General features: G+C 77.1%; 9 protein-coding genes. 3 read left to right on the plus strand and 6 right to left on the minus strand.

The window, feature by feature from the left end; genetic code table 11:
- Positions 1-54 precede the first annotated feature (54 nt).
- Positions 55-1626 carry a leucyl aminopeptidase gene (locus ACLQ2V_RS11495; RefSeq protein ID WP_425718412.1) on the minus strand — a complete coding sequence of 524 codons (1572 nt, stop codon included), beginning with the start codon at positions 1624-1626 and terminating at the stop codon, positions 55-57.
- 160 nt (positions 1627-1786) lie between these two features.
- On the opposite strand from ACLQ2V_RS11495, the gene gcvT reads away from it, so the two are divergent.
- Positions 1787-2917 carry a glycine cleavage system aminomethyltransferase GcvT gene (gcvT, locus tag ACLQ2V_RS11500; protein WP_425718413.1) on the plus strand — a complete coding sequence of 377 codons (1131 nt, stop codon included), beginning with the start codon at positions 1787-1789 and terminating at the stop codon, positions 2915-2917.
- 21 nt (positions 2918-2938) lie between these two features.
- On the opposite strand, the gene ACLQ2V_RS11505 is transcribed toward gcvT, so the two are convergent.
- From ACLQ2V_RS11505 to ACLQ2V_RS11515, 3 genes are all read right to left on the minus strand, one after another.
- Positions 2939-4228, minus strand: a complete 1290-nt coding sequence (locus ACLQ2V_RS11505) for a DUF2314 domain-containing protein (RefSeq protein WP_425718414.1) — start codon at positions 4226-4228, stop codon at positions 2939-2941.
- Between the two features lie 64 nt (positions 4229-4292).
- On the minus strand, positions 4293-5165 hold the full coding sequence (locus tag ACLQ2V_RS11510; protein WP_425718415.1) for an adenosylcobinamide-GDP ribazoletransferase: 873 nt from the start codon (positions 5163-5165) through the stop codon (positions 4293-4295).
- The gene (locus tag ACLQ2V_RS11515) at positions 5155-7131 is read right to left on the minus strand and encodes a bifunctional adenosylcobinamide kinase/adenosylcobinamide-phosphate guanylyltransferase (RefSeq protein ID WP_425718416.1); all 1977 of its coding nucleotides are present in this window, start codon (positions 7129-7131) and stop codon (positions 5155-5157) included. The genes ACLQ2V_RS11510 and ACLQ2V_RS11515 overlap by 11 nt, the downstream gene beginning before the upstream one ends.
- Before the next feature lie 237 nt (positions 7132-7368).
- Here ACLQ2V_RS11515 and ACLQ2V_RS11520 point away from each other — a divergent pair, with 237 nt between their 5' ends.
- Positions 7369-7569, plus strand: a complete 201-nt coding sequence (locus ACLQ2V_RS11520) for a hypothetical protein (RefSeq protein WP_425718417.1) — start codon at positions 7369-7371, stop codon at positions 7567-7569.
- Positions 7569-8366, plus strand: a complete 798-nt coding sequence (locus tag ACLQ2V_RS11525; protein WP_425718418.1) for a site-2 protease family protein — start codon at positions 7569-7571, stop codon at positions 8364-8366. The genes ACLQ2V_RS11520 and ACLQ2V_RS11525 overlap by 1 nt, the downstream gene beginning before the upstream one ends.
- Positions 8367-8547: 181 nt before the next feature.
- Here ACLQ2V_RS11525 and ACLQ2V_RS11530 read toward each other — a convergent pair whose 3' ends face one another.
- Both ACLQ2V_RS11530 and ACLQ2V_RS11535 read right to left on the minus strand, forming a co-directional pair.
- The gene (locus tag ACLQ2V_RS11530) at positions 8548-9546 is read right to left on the minus strand and encodes an aldo/keto reductase family protein (protein ID WP_425718419.1); all 999 of its coding nucleotides are present in this window, start codon (positions 9544-9546) and stop codon (positions 8548-8550) included.
- A gap of 61 nt (positions 9547-9607) precedes the next feature.
- Positions 9608-15115, minus strand: coding sequence for a WG repeat-containing protein (locus ACLQ2V_RS11535; RefSeq protein WP_425718420.1), 5508 nt, complete (start codon positions 15113-15115; stop codon positions 9608-9610).
- Between the last annotated feature and the right edge of the window lie 5 nt (positions 15116-15120).

The raw sequence follows: 15120 nt of genomic DNA on the forward strand, positions 1-15120 counted from the left end.
ACGCGAGGGGGGCCGTCGCGCGCGGCGAACGGCCCCCCTCGAAGTCGCGTCGGATCAGCCGTTGGCGGCGACGTCCTCGACCAGGTGCACGAGGGTACGCACCGGAACGCCGGTGCCGCCCTTGGACAGGTACCCGGTGGCCTCGCCCGAGTGGTAGCTGGGGCCGGCGATGTCCAGGTGCGCCCAGGCCACCCCCTCGGTGACGAACTCGCGCAGGAACACCCCGCCCTGAAGCATGTGCCCGGCCCGGTCCATCCCGGCGTTGACCTGGGAGATGTCGGCGACGTCGGAGTCCATGCCCTTGCGCACGTCCTCCGGCATCGGCATCGGCCACGCCGGCTCGCCGACCGCGTCACCGGCCACCCGGACCCGCTCGCAGAGCTCCGGGGTGCCCATCAGCCCGGAGACCCGCTTGCCCAGCGCCACGACCTGGCCGCCGGTGAGGGTGGAGGTCTCGAAGAGGTAGTCGACGCCGTCCTCGCAGGCCCGCGCGAGCGCGTCGCCCAGGACCATCCGCCCCTCGGCGTCGGTGTTGAGCACCTCCACCTTCTTGCCGTTGTACATGGTGATCACGTCGCCCGGCCGGTAGCTGGTGCCCGAAGGCATGTTCTCGGCCATCGGCAGGTACGCGGTCACCGTCACCGGCAGCTTGAGCTGCGCGATGGCGAGCATGGCCGCGCCGACCGCCGCCGCGCCGCCCATGTCGGACTTCATCTCCCACATGCCCTGGGCCGGCTTGATCGAGACGCCGCCGGTGTCGAAGGTGATGCCCTTGCCGACCAGCGCCACCCGCTTGCCGTTGCCCCCGTCGGCCGGGGTGTAGGTCAGCTTGACCAGGCGCGGCGGGGCCTCCGAGCCCTGCCCGACGGCGATGATGCCGCCGTACCCGCCGGCCGCCAGGGCCTGCTCGTCGAGCACCTCGACGCCCAGCCCGGCCGCCCGCGCCGCCTCGGCCACCGCGTCGGCGAACGCCGGCGGACGCAGCAGGTTCGGGGCGGCGTTCACCCAGTCGCGGGTGAGCCGGACCGCGCCGGCCACCGCCCGCGCCCGCTCCACCTCCGCCAGGGCCGTCGCGTCGCCGGCCTCCGGCACGGCGACGAGCACCTCGGCCACCGGCTCCCGCCGGGCCGGCTGCGGCCGGGTCTTGTACCCGGCGAAGCGGTACCCGCCCAGCAGCGCGCCCTCCGCGACCGCGCGCAGGGCGGCGGCGGCGTCCGTGTCGTCGGGCAGCGGCAGGGTCAGCGCCACCCGGCGGGCCCCGGCCAACGCCCGGATCACCGCGCCGGCGGCCCGACGCAGCGTCTCCGGCGCCGGGGCGGCGCCCGTGGGCTCCGCGCCGAGCCCGACCGCGGCGACGACCGGGGCGGTGACGGTGCCGAGGGTGGCCAGCTTGATCACCTCGCCGGGGGCGCCGGTCGCGCCGAGCAGGGCCAGCGTCTCGGTCAGCTTGCCGTCGAAGGCCGCGGCGATGCTCTCGGCGCCGGTGGCCAGCAGCAGCCGCCCGGCCGGACCGTCGGCGGAGTCGGGCTCTCCGGTCTGACTGTGCAGGCCGATCACGACCGCGTCGACGGCAAGCTCGGCGGGGTCTGTGTCGACCAGGCTGATGGTGGTGCTGGGCGATGTCACTAGGGCTACTCCGGGCGGGCCGGGCCGGTCGCGTCGTCGCAACCGGCGATGAAGGTCTCGGCGGCAACCTACCCGCCGGACAATTGGCTGTCCCGCCGAACGTCACCAGCGGGTCCCGCCGATGCTAACCAGCCGTTCAGGCCCCGGTAAGTTGCCACCCATGACCGACGTGACCTCCGACTCTGCCGCGACCCGGCTGCGCCGCTCCCCGCTGCACGAGCGGCACACCGCCCTCGGCGCCAAGTTCGCCCCCTTCGGCGGCTGGGAGATGCCCCTGGAGTACGCCGGGGGAGGGGTGCTCAAGGAGCACACCGCCGTCCGCACCGGGGTCGGGGTGTTCGACGTGTCGCACCTGGGCAAGGTGCGGGTGGCCGGGCCGGGCGCGGCGGAGTTCGTCAACGCCTGCCTGAGCAACGACCTCGGCCGGATCGCCCCCGGCCAGGCGCAGTACACGCTCTGCTGCGACGACGCCACCGGCGGGGTGGTCGACGACATCATCGCGTACCTGCACGCCGACGACCACGTCTTCCTGATCCCGAACGCCGCGAACACCGCCGAGGTGGTGCGCCGGCTGCGCGCCGCCGCGCCCGCCGCGCTGACCGTCACCGACGAGCACGAGGCGTACGCGGTGCTGGCCGTGCAGGGGCCGCGCTCGGCGGAGCTGCTCGGCGCGCTGGGTCTGCCCACCGACCACGACTACATGAGCTTCCGCCCGGCCACCCTGGCCGGCGCCGAGCTGACCGTCTGCCGCACCGGCTACACCGGCGAGCTGGGCTACGAACTGGTGACGCCGGCCGCGCACGCCGTCGCGGTCTGGGACGCGCTGACCGCCGCCGGCCCGGCGTACGAGCTGCGGGCCTGCGGGCTGGCGGCGCGCGACACCCTGCGTACCGAGATGGGGTACCCGCTGCACGGGCAGGACCTCTCCCCGGAGATCACCCCCGTGCAGGCCCGCTCGGGCTGGGCGGTCGGCTGGGACAAGCCGGCCTTCTGGGGCCGCGACGCGCTGCGCGCGGAGAAGGCCGCCGGCCCCCGGCGCACCCTGCGCGGGCTGGAGGCGGTCGACCGGGCCATCCCCCGCCCCGGCATGCGGGTGTACGTCGGCGACACCGCCGTCGGCACCGTCACCAGCGGCACCTTCTCGCCCACCCGCAAGCAGGGCATCGCGTTGGCGCTGCTGGACACCGCCGCCGCCCTCGCCGACGGCGACACCGTCGAGGTCGACGTCCGCGGCCGCCGCGCCCCGATGCGCCTGACCCGCCCCCCGTTCGTCACCCCCTCGGTCCGCTGACCCCGACCGTCGGGCGGCCGATCAGGCGGTGGGGTGGTCGCCGGCGTCCAGGACGGCCTGGGTCCAGCCGCCCTCGATGACGCCGGTGCCGTCCAGGACGGCCCAGTCGACGACGTCCGCGGCCTCCAGGACCACCGGGGAGCCGATGCGGACGGTGGGATCGCTGTCGGCGTCGCCGACGCTGGCGGCGACGATCCGCTCCGGGGACTCCCACGAGGTGACCCCCGCCCAGACGTACTCGGGGCCCTCGTCGCCCGGCAGGCCGTACTTGACCACGAGCTGCGCCTGCTCCGGTAGCTGGCCGGCGAGGAACCGGGCCCGCACGTCGTCCAGGCCGGCCCGCGCGGTGGCGATCGCCGCGCTCATCGCGTCGCCCCGGCGGGCGTAGCGCACGTCCGGCGCGATGCCGTCGAAGAGGGTGGCGCAGGCGGCGGCGAAGTACCTGCCGGCCGGACCGGTGTGCCCCGACGGCGGGCGCAGGCTCAGGAACGAGTCGGCCTCCGGGTCGGTGGCCGGGTCCAGCTCCAGCTCGAGCAGCACCGGCGCGGTCGCCCCGTGCTGCTCCGGGTTGCCGTACGCCACCGCGATGTCGTGACCGGTGATCGTGGCGAGGACCGGCAGCTGCACGAACGCCGGCACCTCCTCGCCGGTCAACCCGTCGGTCCAGTCCCGCAGCAGCCGCCGGGCCGCGCCGGTCAGCACCGCGCCCCAGGCCCGGGTGAGGTGGTCGGGGACCCCCTGGGTCTGCAACTCCAGCAGCCCGAACCGGCGCAGCCCCTTGGTGGTGAACCACAGCCCCTCGGCGTCGGAGGAGTACGGCACCAGCACCCAGTCGACCAGTCGGATCCGGCCCCGCTCGTCGGGCAGCGAGCGCAGCGCCGCCGCCGGGTCGAGGAACTGCAGGGCGAAGACGTCCACCACGTCGCCGCCGGCGTCCTCGGCGACTGCGGCGGCGACCGTCCGGGCCGCCCACTCGTGCGCGGGCGGCCAGCCCGGCCGGTACTCCGCCCGCACCACGACCAGGTGGGTGGCGCGGGCGAGCCGGTCGAGCTGCTCGGGGGTCGCCCCGAACGCGGTGAGCAGGTCCGGCGGCAGGGCGGGGAACTCGGCGATCGACCGGGTGTCCACGCTCATCAGCGGACTGTCGAGCATCTGCGTGGCCAGCCCGTGCACCGGCGCGGCGATCCGACCCGCCAGCGCCCGCACGGCCGTGGCCGCGCTGACCCTCGGCAGCCCCGTCATCGGCACCAGGTAGGTGGCGGTCAGCGACTCGGGGACCGGGACGGGCAGGAAGTCGTCGGTGATGAGCATGTGGTCTCCCGATCTTCCCGTGCAGGCTGTCGCCCGAAACGCTACCCGCCCGGACGGGCCCGGATCAGCGGGTCAGCACCAGACCTAGGTAGACCAGTGTGGTGACGACCTCCACGACGGCGCCGAGCACGTCGCCGGTGATCCCGCCGAGGCGGCGTACCACGTGGCGCAGCAGCGCGCCCGCGACGGCCCCGGCGGCGAGCACGGCGAGCGGCCCCTGCCACGGGCGGCCCGGCACGGCGGCGACCGCGACGGCCAGCACGGCGGCCGCCCCGAGGCCCGCCGCGACCCCACCGACGCTGCCGGCGACCAGCGCGCCCAGCCCCTCCGGCCGGGCGGCCGGCACCCCGCGCCGGCAGGCCAGGGTGACGCCGAGCCGGCCGGCCGCCGTCGCGGTCACCACGGCCGCCAGCGCCGCCGGCCCGGACCGGCCCGCCAGCTCCGCGAGCGCCGCGGCCTGCACCAGGAGTACGACCACCAGCGCGGCCACCCCGAACGGGCCCACGTCCGGCTTCTTCATGATCTCCAGCGCCGCCGCCCCGCGCCGGTACGACCCGAGGGCGTCCACGGTGTCGGCCAGCCCGTCGAGGTGCAGCCCCCGGGTCAGCAGCACCCCGGCGGCGACGGTCACCGCCGCCGCGACCAGCGGGGCGGTGAGGTTGGCCAGGAGCAGCAGCAGCCCGGCGAGTACGACGCCGAGCAGCGCGCCGACCACCGGGGCGAGCGCCATCGCGGTGCCCGCCGCCGCCCGGTCCACCCGTCCGGCGCGCACCGGCAGCACGGTGAACGTGGTGAACGCCAGCCGCAGCCCGTCGACGAGCCGCCGCCGCCGGCCCCACCCGTCCGGTCCGCCCGGTCCGTCCGGGTCGTGCGGGTCGTGCTGGCCGTCTTGCTTCTCCGGGCCGTGCCGGCCGTCCGGGTCGGGCTCAGCCGGCATGTCGGCCGGTCGGGCCCGGCACCGCCGGTTCGGCCGGTCGAGTGCTCGCCGGCCCCGGGCCGTCCGGCTCCGGCTCGCGGAAGTCGGGCTCCCCCTCGTCGTGGTCCCGGTCGGCCCCGTCGCCGTTGCGGTGCGCGCCGCCATCGCCAGCGCCGTCGCCGTCGCTGTCGCCAGCGCCGTCGGTGCCGCCGTCGGGCCGGGCGGGCAGCGCGGCGGCCAGCGACAGCACCGAACGCAGCAGCGGCAGCGCGGCCAGCGCGTTGGCGCCCTCGCCGAGGTCGAGGCGCAGGTCCAGCAGCGGGGTCAGGCCCAGCACGTCGGCGGCGAGCCGGACCGCCGGGTGGCCGCCGGAGTCGGCCAGCAGGCACCAGTGCCGGGCCTGCCCGGCCAGGTCCCGGCTGACCAGGCCGGCGGCCAGGCCGACGGGGCCGTCCAGCAGCACCGGCATCCGGCGGGCGGTCGCGCCGAGCAGCACGCCGGTGGCCACCGCGATGTCCCCGCCGCCCAACTCGGCCAGCACGTCCTTGGCGTCGCGGGGCGCGCGGCGGGTCCGGTGCAGCGCGTCCCGCACCGCCGCGCAGCGCCGCATCCAGGCCGCGTCGTCGATCTCGCCGTGCTCGGTCGTCACCCGGCCGAGCACCGCCGGCGGTTCGGCACCGGCGGTCGCCACGAGCACCGCCGCCGCCGCGGCCTCCGCCCCGGCGCCGCACGCCCCCAACACCAGCAGGTGTACGCCTTCGTCGGCGGCCTCCTCGGCCAGCCGCCAGCCGTACCGCAGGGCGTCCTCCACCGTCTCGTGGTCCAACGCCGGCACGTCCTCCATGGGCCGGGCCTCCGGCGCGTGCACCACCCGCAGGCTGGCCCCGTTCTCGGCGGCCAGCCGGGCCAGCACGCCCTGCCCGGCGCGGGCCTGCGCGGCCCGCCGGGCGGACTCGCCGGCCCCCGACCCGGCGGCGGCGCCCCCGGCGTGGTCGCCGTGCAGCAGCAGGACCCGGACGTTGCCCCAGGGCCTCGGGGTCGCGGTGCCCTGGGTGGCGGCGGCGAAGCCGACCACCTGTTCCAACACGCCCAGCCCCGCCCCCGGCACGTCCAGGGTGGCGAGCCGCTCCACGGCCTGCGGGCCGGCGTACTCGTCCGGCATCGGCAACTCCATGCCGGCCTGGATGACCAGTCCGGTGGCGACCACCGGCAGCGCCATCGTCGGCGCGGCCCACGGCGCTGCGGCCTGCTCCGGGACGGCGACCTGCCCCGGCGTGACGCTCGGGGCCGGGGAGGCGCTGGGGGTGGCGGTCGGGGTCGGCGTGTCCGGGCGCACCACCGCCGCGCCCACCGCCGCGCCCACCGCCGCGCCCATCGGCCCGTTCGCGGCGGGACCGGCCGGTGCTCCGGCCAGCGACGGGAGGGCGGCCGTGACGGTGACGGGAGGCTTCAACCAGCACGCCTGGCCGGCGACGACCAGGACCACCGCGTCGCAGGCGTCGGCGACCGCCCGGTTGGCCGCCCCGAGGGCGTCGGTGAACGCCCGGCCCAGCGGGGTGGTCGGCACCAGCGACAGGCCCACCTCGGGGCTGACCAGCACCAGCCGGGCCGGGCAGTCGCGGATCGCGGTCGCCAGCTCGGCGATGGTCGCCGTGTCGTCCGCCGGCTGGTGGGCCGGGTCGAGCAGCACCGTCACCCAGCCGCCGAGGTCGTCGACGAGCAGGGTGTCGTTCGGCCCGGCCGAGGCGACCACGTCGGCCAACCGGCGCGGCTCGTCGGCGGTCTCCTCGACGGTCCAGCTCTCCGGCCGGCGGCTGCGGTGCGCCGCCAGGCGGTCCGCCCACTCGGCGTCCTCCGGGTCGCCGGCCGCCGACGTCGCCACGTACCGCACGGTGGGCGCGTCGGCCACCAGCGATTCCGCGAACTCGGACTTGCCCGACCGGATACCGCCGAGCACCAGGACCGTGTTCCACCCGTCAATGGACATGCTCCGTACCTTAGAGCCAGAGCGGCGGGTCGACGGCCCAAGCCCCCGGTCGTGCTACGCGGTCGCCCGGCGGACACCGCCGTCGTACGCCGCCGCCTGCGCCCGCCTTCCGGGATGCGCGCCCGGCGGCCGGGGACGCGAGCGGCGGCCGGTGGAGGGTCGGGCCGTGCGGCGCGGGGGCGACTACGCTTGCGGAGGTTCGTCCCAGGGGACTTCAGCGGCGAGGGGAGACGCGGCATGGCGTGGAGCTGGCGGTACGAGGACGCGAACGGTGAGGCGGTCGAGGGGCCGACGGAGACGTTCGGAAGCCAGGCGGACGCCGAGTCCTGGATCGGCCAGACCTGGCGCGAACTCGCGGCGTCCGGCGTCACCACGGTCGTGCTCGTCGAGGACGACCGGGTGGACTACCGGATGAGCCTGCAACCCCCGGCCGAGTGATGACGGGGGGCCGCCCGGGTGGCGGCGAGCCGCTGGTGCTCGGCGTTCCCCGGGCGGCTTTCCGGCCCAGCCCGGTCTTCCTGGCCCTGGTCGCGCTCTTCGTGGCCAGCGGGGTGATGGCCTGGCACCGCTTCGGCAACGTCCGGTTCGACGTCTTCCTCTTCGTCGTCTCGGGCTGGCTGGTCTCACTCTGCCTGCACGAGTACGCCCACGCGGTGGTCGCCTTCCGGGCCGGGGACACCGACATCGCCCACCGGGGCTACCTGACGCTCAACCCGTTCAAGTACACGCACCCGCTGCTGTCGATCGCGTTGCCGGTGCTGGTGGTGCTGCTCGGCGGCATCGGCCTGCCCGGCGGCGCGGTGTGGGTCGACCGGCACGCCATCCCGGGGCGGCTGCGGCACAGCCTGGTCAGCCTCGCCGGCCCCGCCACCAACGTGTTCTTCACCCTGCTGCTGGTGGCGGTGCTGCGGATCGGCTTCGGCGGCGACGGGTCGGTGGAGTTCTGGGCCGGGCTGGCGCTGCTGGCGTTCCTCCAGCTCACCGCCAGCGTGCTCAACCTGCTGCCGGTGCCCGGCCTCGACGGCGGCAACATGCTCCAGCCGTGGCTGAACCCGCAGTGGCGGCGGGCGTACGACATGTTCGCGCCGTTCGGGTTCCTCCTGCTCTTCGCGCTGCTGTGGAACCCGCGCATCGGCGGCTGGTTCTTCGACGCGGTCTTCGCCGTGGCGAACGTGCTCGGGCTGCCGCCGTGGCTCTACGCGGCCGGCCTGGAGCTGATCCGCTTCTGGAACTGATCCGCTCCGGGTAGCCCTGACTCCCCGGTCCGGGGGGGGCCGCGGGGCGGGCCGGGCGGGCCGGCCCCCCGGCCCCCCGGGGGGCGGGCGGGGTGCGGTTCCGGTGGGGGACCTGATCCGCGCGGGGTCCCCCTGCCCCCCGGGTCGGGCGGGCGGGGGGCGCCGGCCGGACCGGGACGCCTCACGGCCGCTGGGGCGGGGACTGGGTCTTCGCCGGGTCGCGCTCGACGATCGGGTCGAAGACGTCGTCGATCGCCTTGAGCAGGTCGGCGTCGAGCTTCACGCCGGCCGCCTTGACGTTGTCGTGCACCTGCTCCGGGCGGGATGCGCCGATGATCGCCGAGGAGACGTTCGGGTTCTGCAGCACCCACGCCACGGCGAGCTGCGGCATGGTCAGCCCGGCCTGCTCGGCCAGCGGCTTGAGCTGCTGCACCCGGGTCAGCACGTCGTCGTTGAGGAACTTGGCGATGAAGTTCGCCCCGGACTTCTCGTCCGTGGCGCGGGAGCCGGCCGGCGGCGCCTGACCCGGCAGGTACTTGCCGGAGAGCACGCCCTGGGCCATCGGCGACCAGACGATCTGCCCGATGCCCAGCTCCTCGCTGGCCGGGACCACCTCGGCCTCGATGACCCGCCACAGGATCGAGTACTGCGGCTGGTTGGAGACCAGCGGCACGCGCAGCTCGCGGGCGAGCCGGTGCGCCTCGCGGATCTCCGACGCCCGCCACTCGGAGACGCCGATGTAGTGCGCCTTGCCGGAGTGCACGACGTCGGCGAAGGCCTCCATCGTCTCCTCCAGCGGCGTGCTGTGGTCGTACCGGTGGGCCTGGTAGAGGTCCACGTAGTCGGTCTGCAGCCGACGCAGCGAGCCGTTGATCGACTCCATGATGTGCTTGCGGGACAGGCCGCGGTCGTTGCGGCCCGGACCGGTCGGCCAGTAGACCTTGGTGAAGATCTCCAGCCCCTCGCGGCGCTCGCCGGCCAGGGCCCGCCCGAGCACCTCCTCGGCCTTCGTCCCCGCGTACGTGTCGGCGGTGTCGAAGGTGGTGATGCCGTCGTCCAGTGCGGCCCGGACGCAGGCCGCCGCCGCGTCCTCCTCGACCTGCGAACCGTGGGTGATCCAGTTGCCGTACGAGATCTCGCTGACCAGCAGGCCTGAGCGGCCCAGGTGTCGGAATTCCATCCTCCGACCCTAGCCCCGACCGGTCAAGGTCACCCGCTGGCCGGACGGCCCCCGGCGCACGTCACAGCAGCGGTGTGGCGTCGGCCAACAGCCGGTCGATCTCCTCCAGCACCCGGTCCTGGTTCGGGTGCACCGGGTCGATCAACGGCTCGCCCAGCCGGTCGAGCGCGCCCCAGCGGCCGGCCCCGTCGCCGACGAGGAACGCCACCGGGTGCACGACCAGCACCGGGTGCGTCGGCGGCACGATCAACCGGCCGGTGCGGTCCACCACCCCGCGCCGGCCGTTCCACACCACCACCGCCAGGCCCTCGTCGGTGAAGCCGTCGACGTACCGGCCGTCGGCCAACGCCGTGGTCAGGCCGTGATAACGAGTCGGCACGACCACCGCGCCGGTCCGGTCGACCGCGCCCCAGCCGCCGTCGACGCGCACCGCCGCCACCCCGCCCCGGAACGGACGGACGTCGTCGAAGCCGGGCGGGATCACCACGATGTTGGACGGGTCGATCGCCATCCAGTTGCCCATGCCGTCCATCGACACCCAGGCCAGGCCGTCGGAGAACGAGCCGACCGCGCGGTAGCCGTTGTTGGCCTGGATCAGGGTGCGTCCGGCCTGGTCGATCAGCGCCCACCGGGTGCCGTCGGGCCGGCGCACCCAGGCCATCGACTCCCGGAACGGCTGCGCCTCGGCGTACTCGCTGGGCACGACCAGGTTGCCGTCGACGTCGGCGTACCCCCAGCGGTCCAGCTCCTCGTCGTACGTCGGCACGGGCGGGCGGGCACCGTGCAGGATCTCGTCGCGGCTGCGCGGGTACGGGCCGAACCCGTCCCGGCCGGCGCGCTCGGCGACCGCGTCGAGGCCGACCCGGATCCGGGCGGTCAGCGCGGCGTCGGTCGTCGAGTGCAGGTCCAGGGCCTGCTCGAAGTGCAGACACGCCTCGATCAGCCGGCCCTGGTCGTAGCTGCACCGCCCGGCGTGCTCGTGCAGGGCCGCCCGCAGCCGGTCGGGCAGCTCCGTGGAGTTGGCCTCGGCGAAGAGCCGGTCGGCCTCGGCGAACTCGCCTCGCCAGCGCAGCACCTGGGCCAGCCGCGCCCGCGCCAGCGCGGTCCGCCGCAACCCGCCGGTGCTCTCGGCGTACGTCAGGGCGAGCCGGGCGTCGTCGAGCGCGTCGGCCAGGTCGCCGAGGATGCGCGAGGCGACCGCCCGCAGGCTCAGCAGCCGGGCCCGGGAGCGGTTGTCCAGGGCGACGGCCAGCTTGGCGGTCAGCCCGTCCCGTACCGCGCGCAGCCGCTGCGGGTCGTCGGTCTCCTCCCGCAGGGTCTGCGGGTGTAGACGCCAGCGCAGCGCCCCGAGCGCCCGCTCCGGATCGCCGGTCGGCCCGCCCGATCCCGGCCGAGCCGGACCAGCGGAGACGGGCTGCGCGGCAACCCCCGAGCCGGACCGCGCCGGCGGTACGGAGACAGGGCGGGCGGGCGATACGGAGACCGGCGGCGCAGACACGGGCGGCGCGGGGACGGGTGGAGCGGATAGCGGCGGCGCGGAGATGGGCGGCGCGGGGACGGGCGGCGCGGGGACGGGCGGCGCGGGGACGGGTGGAGCGGATAGCGGCGGCGCGGAGATGGGCGGCGCGGGGACGGGGCGCGCGGGTGGGGCCGAGACCGGCCGCTCCGGCTGTGGGGGTGCCGGCAGGGGTGTTGCCGGAGCCGCGACCTGCGGTGGGGGCTGCGTACCCTCCTTGGCCGCGCCGGCGTCGCCGGGCACCGACGCCGAGGCCGACGGCTCGACGGTCGGGGGTTGCGGCCTACTCGGCCGGAACCAGGCTTCCGGGTCGTCCCGCTCCGGTGCGGCCACGGGGCTCGGTTCGTCGGCCACGGGGCTCGGTTCGTCGAGCACCGCGTCCCGTGCGTCGACCACCGCGCCCGATCCGTCGGGGTCGACGACAGCCGTTTCCCGGCTCTCCGCGAGGTCGGCGGTGTCGACGAGGCGGTCGGCGTCCACGCCCGAATCGGCCTGGTGGACGTCCGGCGGACCCTCCAGCGGGTCCACGTCGTCACCGCCCGAGCCTTCGGTGTCCGGCTCGGTGCCCGACCGCTCGACGTCGGCCTCGGTGTCGTCCGGCCGGTCGGCTTCGGCTCGCCGCGCCTCCCGTTGGCCGGGGTGCAGGTCGTCGGTCGCAGCGCCGTCGACCTGCGGCGTGGCTTCGATCGGCGGCTCCGGGCCGAGCAGCGGCTCCGGCTCGGTGGGGGAGGGCGGCTGGGGGCCGGCGGGCACCTCGACCGTACGCGCGCCGGGGCCGGTGGGCGCGGCGTCCTCGGCAGCTAACTCCGGGGCGAGCGCGGGGCCGGTGGGCGCGGCCTCCTCGGCGGCCGGCTCCGCCGGTTCCGACGCCGGGGTGAGCGCGGGGGCAGCGGACTCCGTCCCTTCGGGCGCCTCCGTCGACGGAAGCTCCCGCTCCGCCGCCGAGGCGCTGGTGGGCTGGCCGGTACCCGGTTCGTCGTCGTCTCGGCGGTCGGGGAACGCCGGCCGCGTGACCGGGGTGCCCGTGGGGGCCTGCTCCACCTCGTCGGGTCGGCCACCCGCATCGCCGGCGAACGGCGGCCTGCCCACGGCCGGAGCGGGATCGGACCGGCCCACGGCGGCCACCGCTTCGCCGGACCGCTCGGAGCCGGACCCGAACTCACCCGACCCGAACTCACCCGACCCGACTTCGCCCGACTCGACTTCGCCCGGCTCGACTTCGCCCGGCTCGGCTTCGCCCGGCTCGGCTTCGCCCGGCTCGGCTTCGCCCGGCTCGGCTTCGCCCGGCTTGGCTTCGCCCGGCTTGGCTTCGCCCGGCTTGGCTTCGCCCGGCTTGGCTTCGCCCGGCTTGGCTTCGCCCGGCTCGGCTTCGCCCGACTCGACTTCGCCCGGCTTGGCTTCGCCCGGCTCGGTTTCGACCGGCTCGGCTTCGCCTGGGTTGGCTTCGCCCGGTGCGTTTGCGGTCAGTGCGTTTGCGGCCGGGTTTCGTGCGCTCGGCTTGGCGTCGCTCGGTCCGGCCTCGACCTCGGCCGAATCCGGTGCGAACGGCTCGGCCTCGACTGGTCCGGCGTTGGTCGGCCCTGGTCCGGCCGGTTGAGGTGCCGGCAGGAACTCCAGTCGTAGCCGGGCGGCCTGCGGCGGGGGGACGGGCACGGTCGGGCCGCCCGGTGGCGGTGCGACGGGCCGTGCGGGCGGAGAGGCGGGCTCGACCGGCGCGGGGGCGGGCGACCCGGCGACCGGCGCGGGCGCGGAGGCGCGCGGCGTCGGAGGCGCGGGGGGAGGCTCGGGCGCGGGGGACGGCGGAGAGTCGGGCACGGGGGGCGCCGCAGGCGCGGAGACCGGGGGCACCGGCGGGGTCGAGACCGCCCGGGTCTGCGGGGCGAGGGCCGGCTCGCCCGGAGCCGGCCGTCCGGCGGCTGGCTGCCCCGATACCGGTCGGTCCATAGCGGGGCCGCCGGAGAGGGGGATCGCGGTGGAGGCGGCGCCGGGGCGCTCGTCGCGTGCCCGGCCGGCCGCCGGCTCCGCTACCGGCGGGCGCGGCGGGGCCGGTTGCGGCGGCGGTGCCGCGACTCGGGGCTCGACGCCGGGGCGGCGCTCGGGACCCGGCTGCGCCGACGGACGATCCGCTTCGGCCGGGCCCGGCTGGGGGCGGTATCCGGCCGGGCGGTCGGCGTCCGCTGCGGGTACGGGTCGGGTGTCGCCCGGCCCGGCCGGACGGCGCAGCTCCGCCGGGGCGGGATCGGTGAACCAGGGATCTGGCCGTGCGGCGTCGGTGGGCCGATCGGCGTGGATCGGCCGTGCGGCGTCGGTGGGCCGGTCGGCGTCGATCGGTCGGGTGGTGTCGGTGGGCCGGGCCAGGGGGCGACCCTGGGGGACCGGGCGGACGACCGGGCGGGGAGCGTCGGCGGGGTGGGCCGTCTGTCGGCCCGGGGTCGGTCCCCGGCCCTGGTCCGGCCGCAACGGACCGGGCTCCGGCCAGGGCAGGCCGCCCTCCCGGCCCGGGACCGGCCGGGGAGCGGGGTCGCGTTGCGCTGCGGGCCTGGGAGCGGGATCACGGTGCTGGTCGGGGCGGGCAACGGGGTCGCGGCGTGCCTCCGTCCGGGCGGCTGCCTCCCTGGTCGGCTCCCGGTGCGGCTGCGCGCCTCGGTCGGCCGGGCGATGGGGCGTCGCGACGTTGGGACGGCCGACCTCCGGCTGGCCGACGCCGGGACGGCCGACGCTCCGCTGCTCGTGCTCGGCGGCCGGCCGGTCGGCGGGCCGGGTGGGTCCGACACCGGGCGGTGCGTGCCACCCGTCGCGCTCCGGTCCAGGCCGGGCACGGTCGGGGACGGGCGGGACGCGGTCGGCAACGGGCGGGACGCGATCGACGCCGGGCCGGCCGTCGCGGTCCAGGGTGGGCCGGCGGCGCTCCGTCCACCCGGTGCGGTCCGGTTCCCTGCGGTCCGGTTCCCTGCGGTCGGGCTCTCTGCGGTCACCGGGCGTGCGGTCGTACGGCCGGTAAGGGCGTTCCCCCGGCTCCGGCAGCCACTCCGGCTCGCCACGGGACGCCGGTGACGTCGGCGCGACCGCGTCGACCGGGGGCCTGCGTCGGCCGGGGTCGGCGGGGCGTCGATCGCCGTGCAGGCCGGCGGCCGGATCGCGCTGCACCGTCCACTCCGGGTCGCGCCGGTCCCGGTGGACGGGCAGGTCCGGGTCGACGTGTGGCGGGTACGCGTCGATCGGCCCCCGGTCGGCCGGGTGCCGGTCGCGGCGCCACCCGCCCTCGTCGGGGCCCCGGCCGGGGTACCCGTCGGGCTCGGCGGGCCCGCCCCGGCGGGCGTACCCGTCGGGCTGGGTAGGGCGGCCCCGCGCGGCGTACCCGTCGGGTTCCGCCGGGTCGCGCCAGCGGCCGTGACCGCGCTCGTCGTGGGGGGTGCGGCCGGCGTCGGGGGGACGCCACGCCGACTCGCGCTCGTCCCAGCCGTACCGACCGGGGTTGCGCTCCTCCGGCCCTCGGCGGGCGGGCCCGTCGTGGCCGGTGGGGTCGGGGCGGCGCTCGCCGCGCCACCGCTGGTCGGTGGCGGCGGGGCGGCGGTCGTCGTGCGTCGGGGGGCGCTCCTGCGGGGCCGGGGGCCGCGCGTCGTACCGGGGGAAGCGGTCACCGCCGGGGGTGGCGCGCTCGCGCGGCGGGCCGGCCCAGGCCGGGCGCGGGGTGGGTCGGCGCGGCTCGGCCGGGCCCGCGTGGCGGTCGTCCCGGTCGCCCGGCGGCGGGCCGTCCGGGGCGCGGCCGTCCCAGGGGTACGCCCCGCCGCGCCCGCCCGGCGCGGGGCTGACCGGCTCGGCGGCGATGGGTGCCGGGCTGACCGGCTGCGCGCCGGCCGGGTTGACGACGGTGGCCCGCCCACGGTGCCGGGGGACGGGATGCTGGCGCAGGCCGATGTCGCCGGCGTAGCGCTGCCCGGGGAACTGCGGGTGCCACTCGTCGGTGGGCTGGACGATCCAGGACGGTTCGGCCGGGTCGCGCCACCGGTCTTCGGCCGGGTCGCGCCACGGATCGCGGTAGCCGCCACTCATCGCCA

Origin of the sequence: Micromonospora sp. DT233, assembly GCF_049841815.1 — a bacterium.
In the GTDB taxonomy this organism is placed as follows: Bacteria; Actinomycetota; Actinomycetes; order Mycobacteriales; family Micromonosporaceae; genus Micromonospora.

What these genes read in the sequence shown, in the direction of transcription:
- gcvT (WP_425718413.1), top strand. Translation starts at nt 1,787, where the DNA reads ATGACCGACGTGACCTCCGACTCTGCCGCGACCCGGCTGCGCCGCTCC.
- ACLQ2V_RS11505 (WP_425718414.1), bottom strand. Translation starts at nt 4,228, where the DNA reads ATGCTCATCACCGACGACTTCCTGCCCGTCCCGGTCCCCGAGTCGCTG.
- ACLQ2V_RS11510 (WP_425718415.1), bottom strand. Translation starts at nt 5,165, where the DNA reads ATGCCGGCTGAGCCCGACCCGGACGGCCGGCACGGCCCGGAGAAGCAA.
- ACLQ2V_RS11515 (WP_425718416.1), bottom strand. Translation starts at nt 7,131, where the DNA reads ATGTCCATTGACGGGTGGAACACGGTCCTGGTGCTCGGCGGTATCCGG.
- ACLQ2V_RS11520 (WP_425718417.1), top strand. Translation starts at nt 7,369, where the DNA reads ATGGCGTGGAGCTGGCGGTACGAGGACGCGAACGGTGAGGCGGTCGAG.
- ACLQ2V_RS11525 (WP_425718418.1), top strand. Translation starts at nt 7,569, where the DNA reads ATGACGGGGGGCCGCCCGGGTGGCGGCGAGCCGCTGGTGCTCGGCGTT.
- ACLQ2V_RS11530 (WP_425718419.1), bottom strand. Translation starts at nt 9,546, where the DNA reads ATGGAATTCCGACACCTGGGCCGCTCAGGCCTGCTGGTCAGCGAGATC.
- ACLQ2V_RS11535 (WP_425718420.1), bottom strand. Translation starts at nt 15,115, where the DNA reads ATGAGTGGCGGCTACCGCGATCCGTGGCGCGACCCGGCCGAAGACCGG.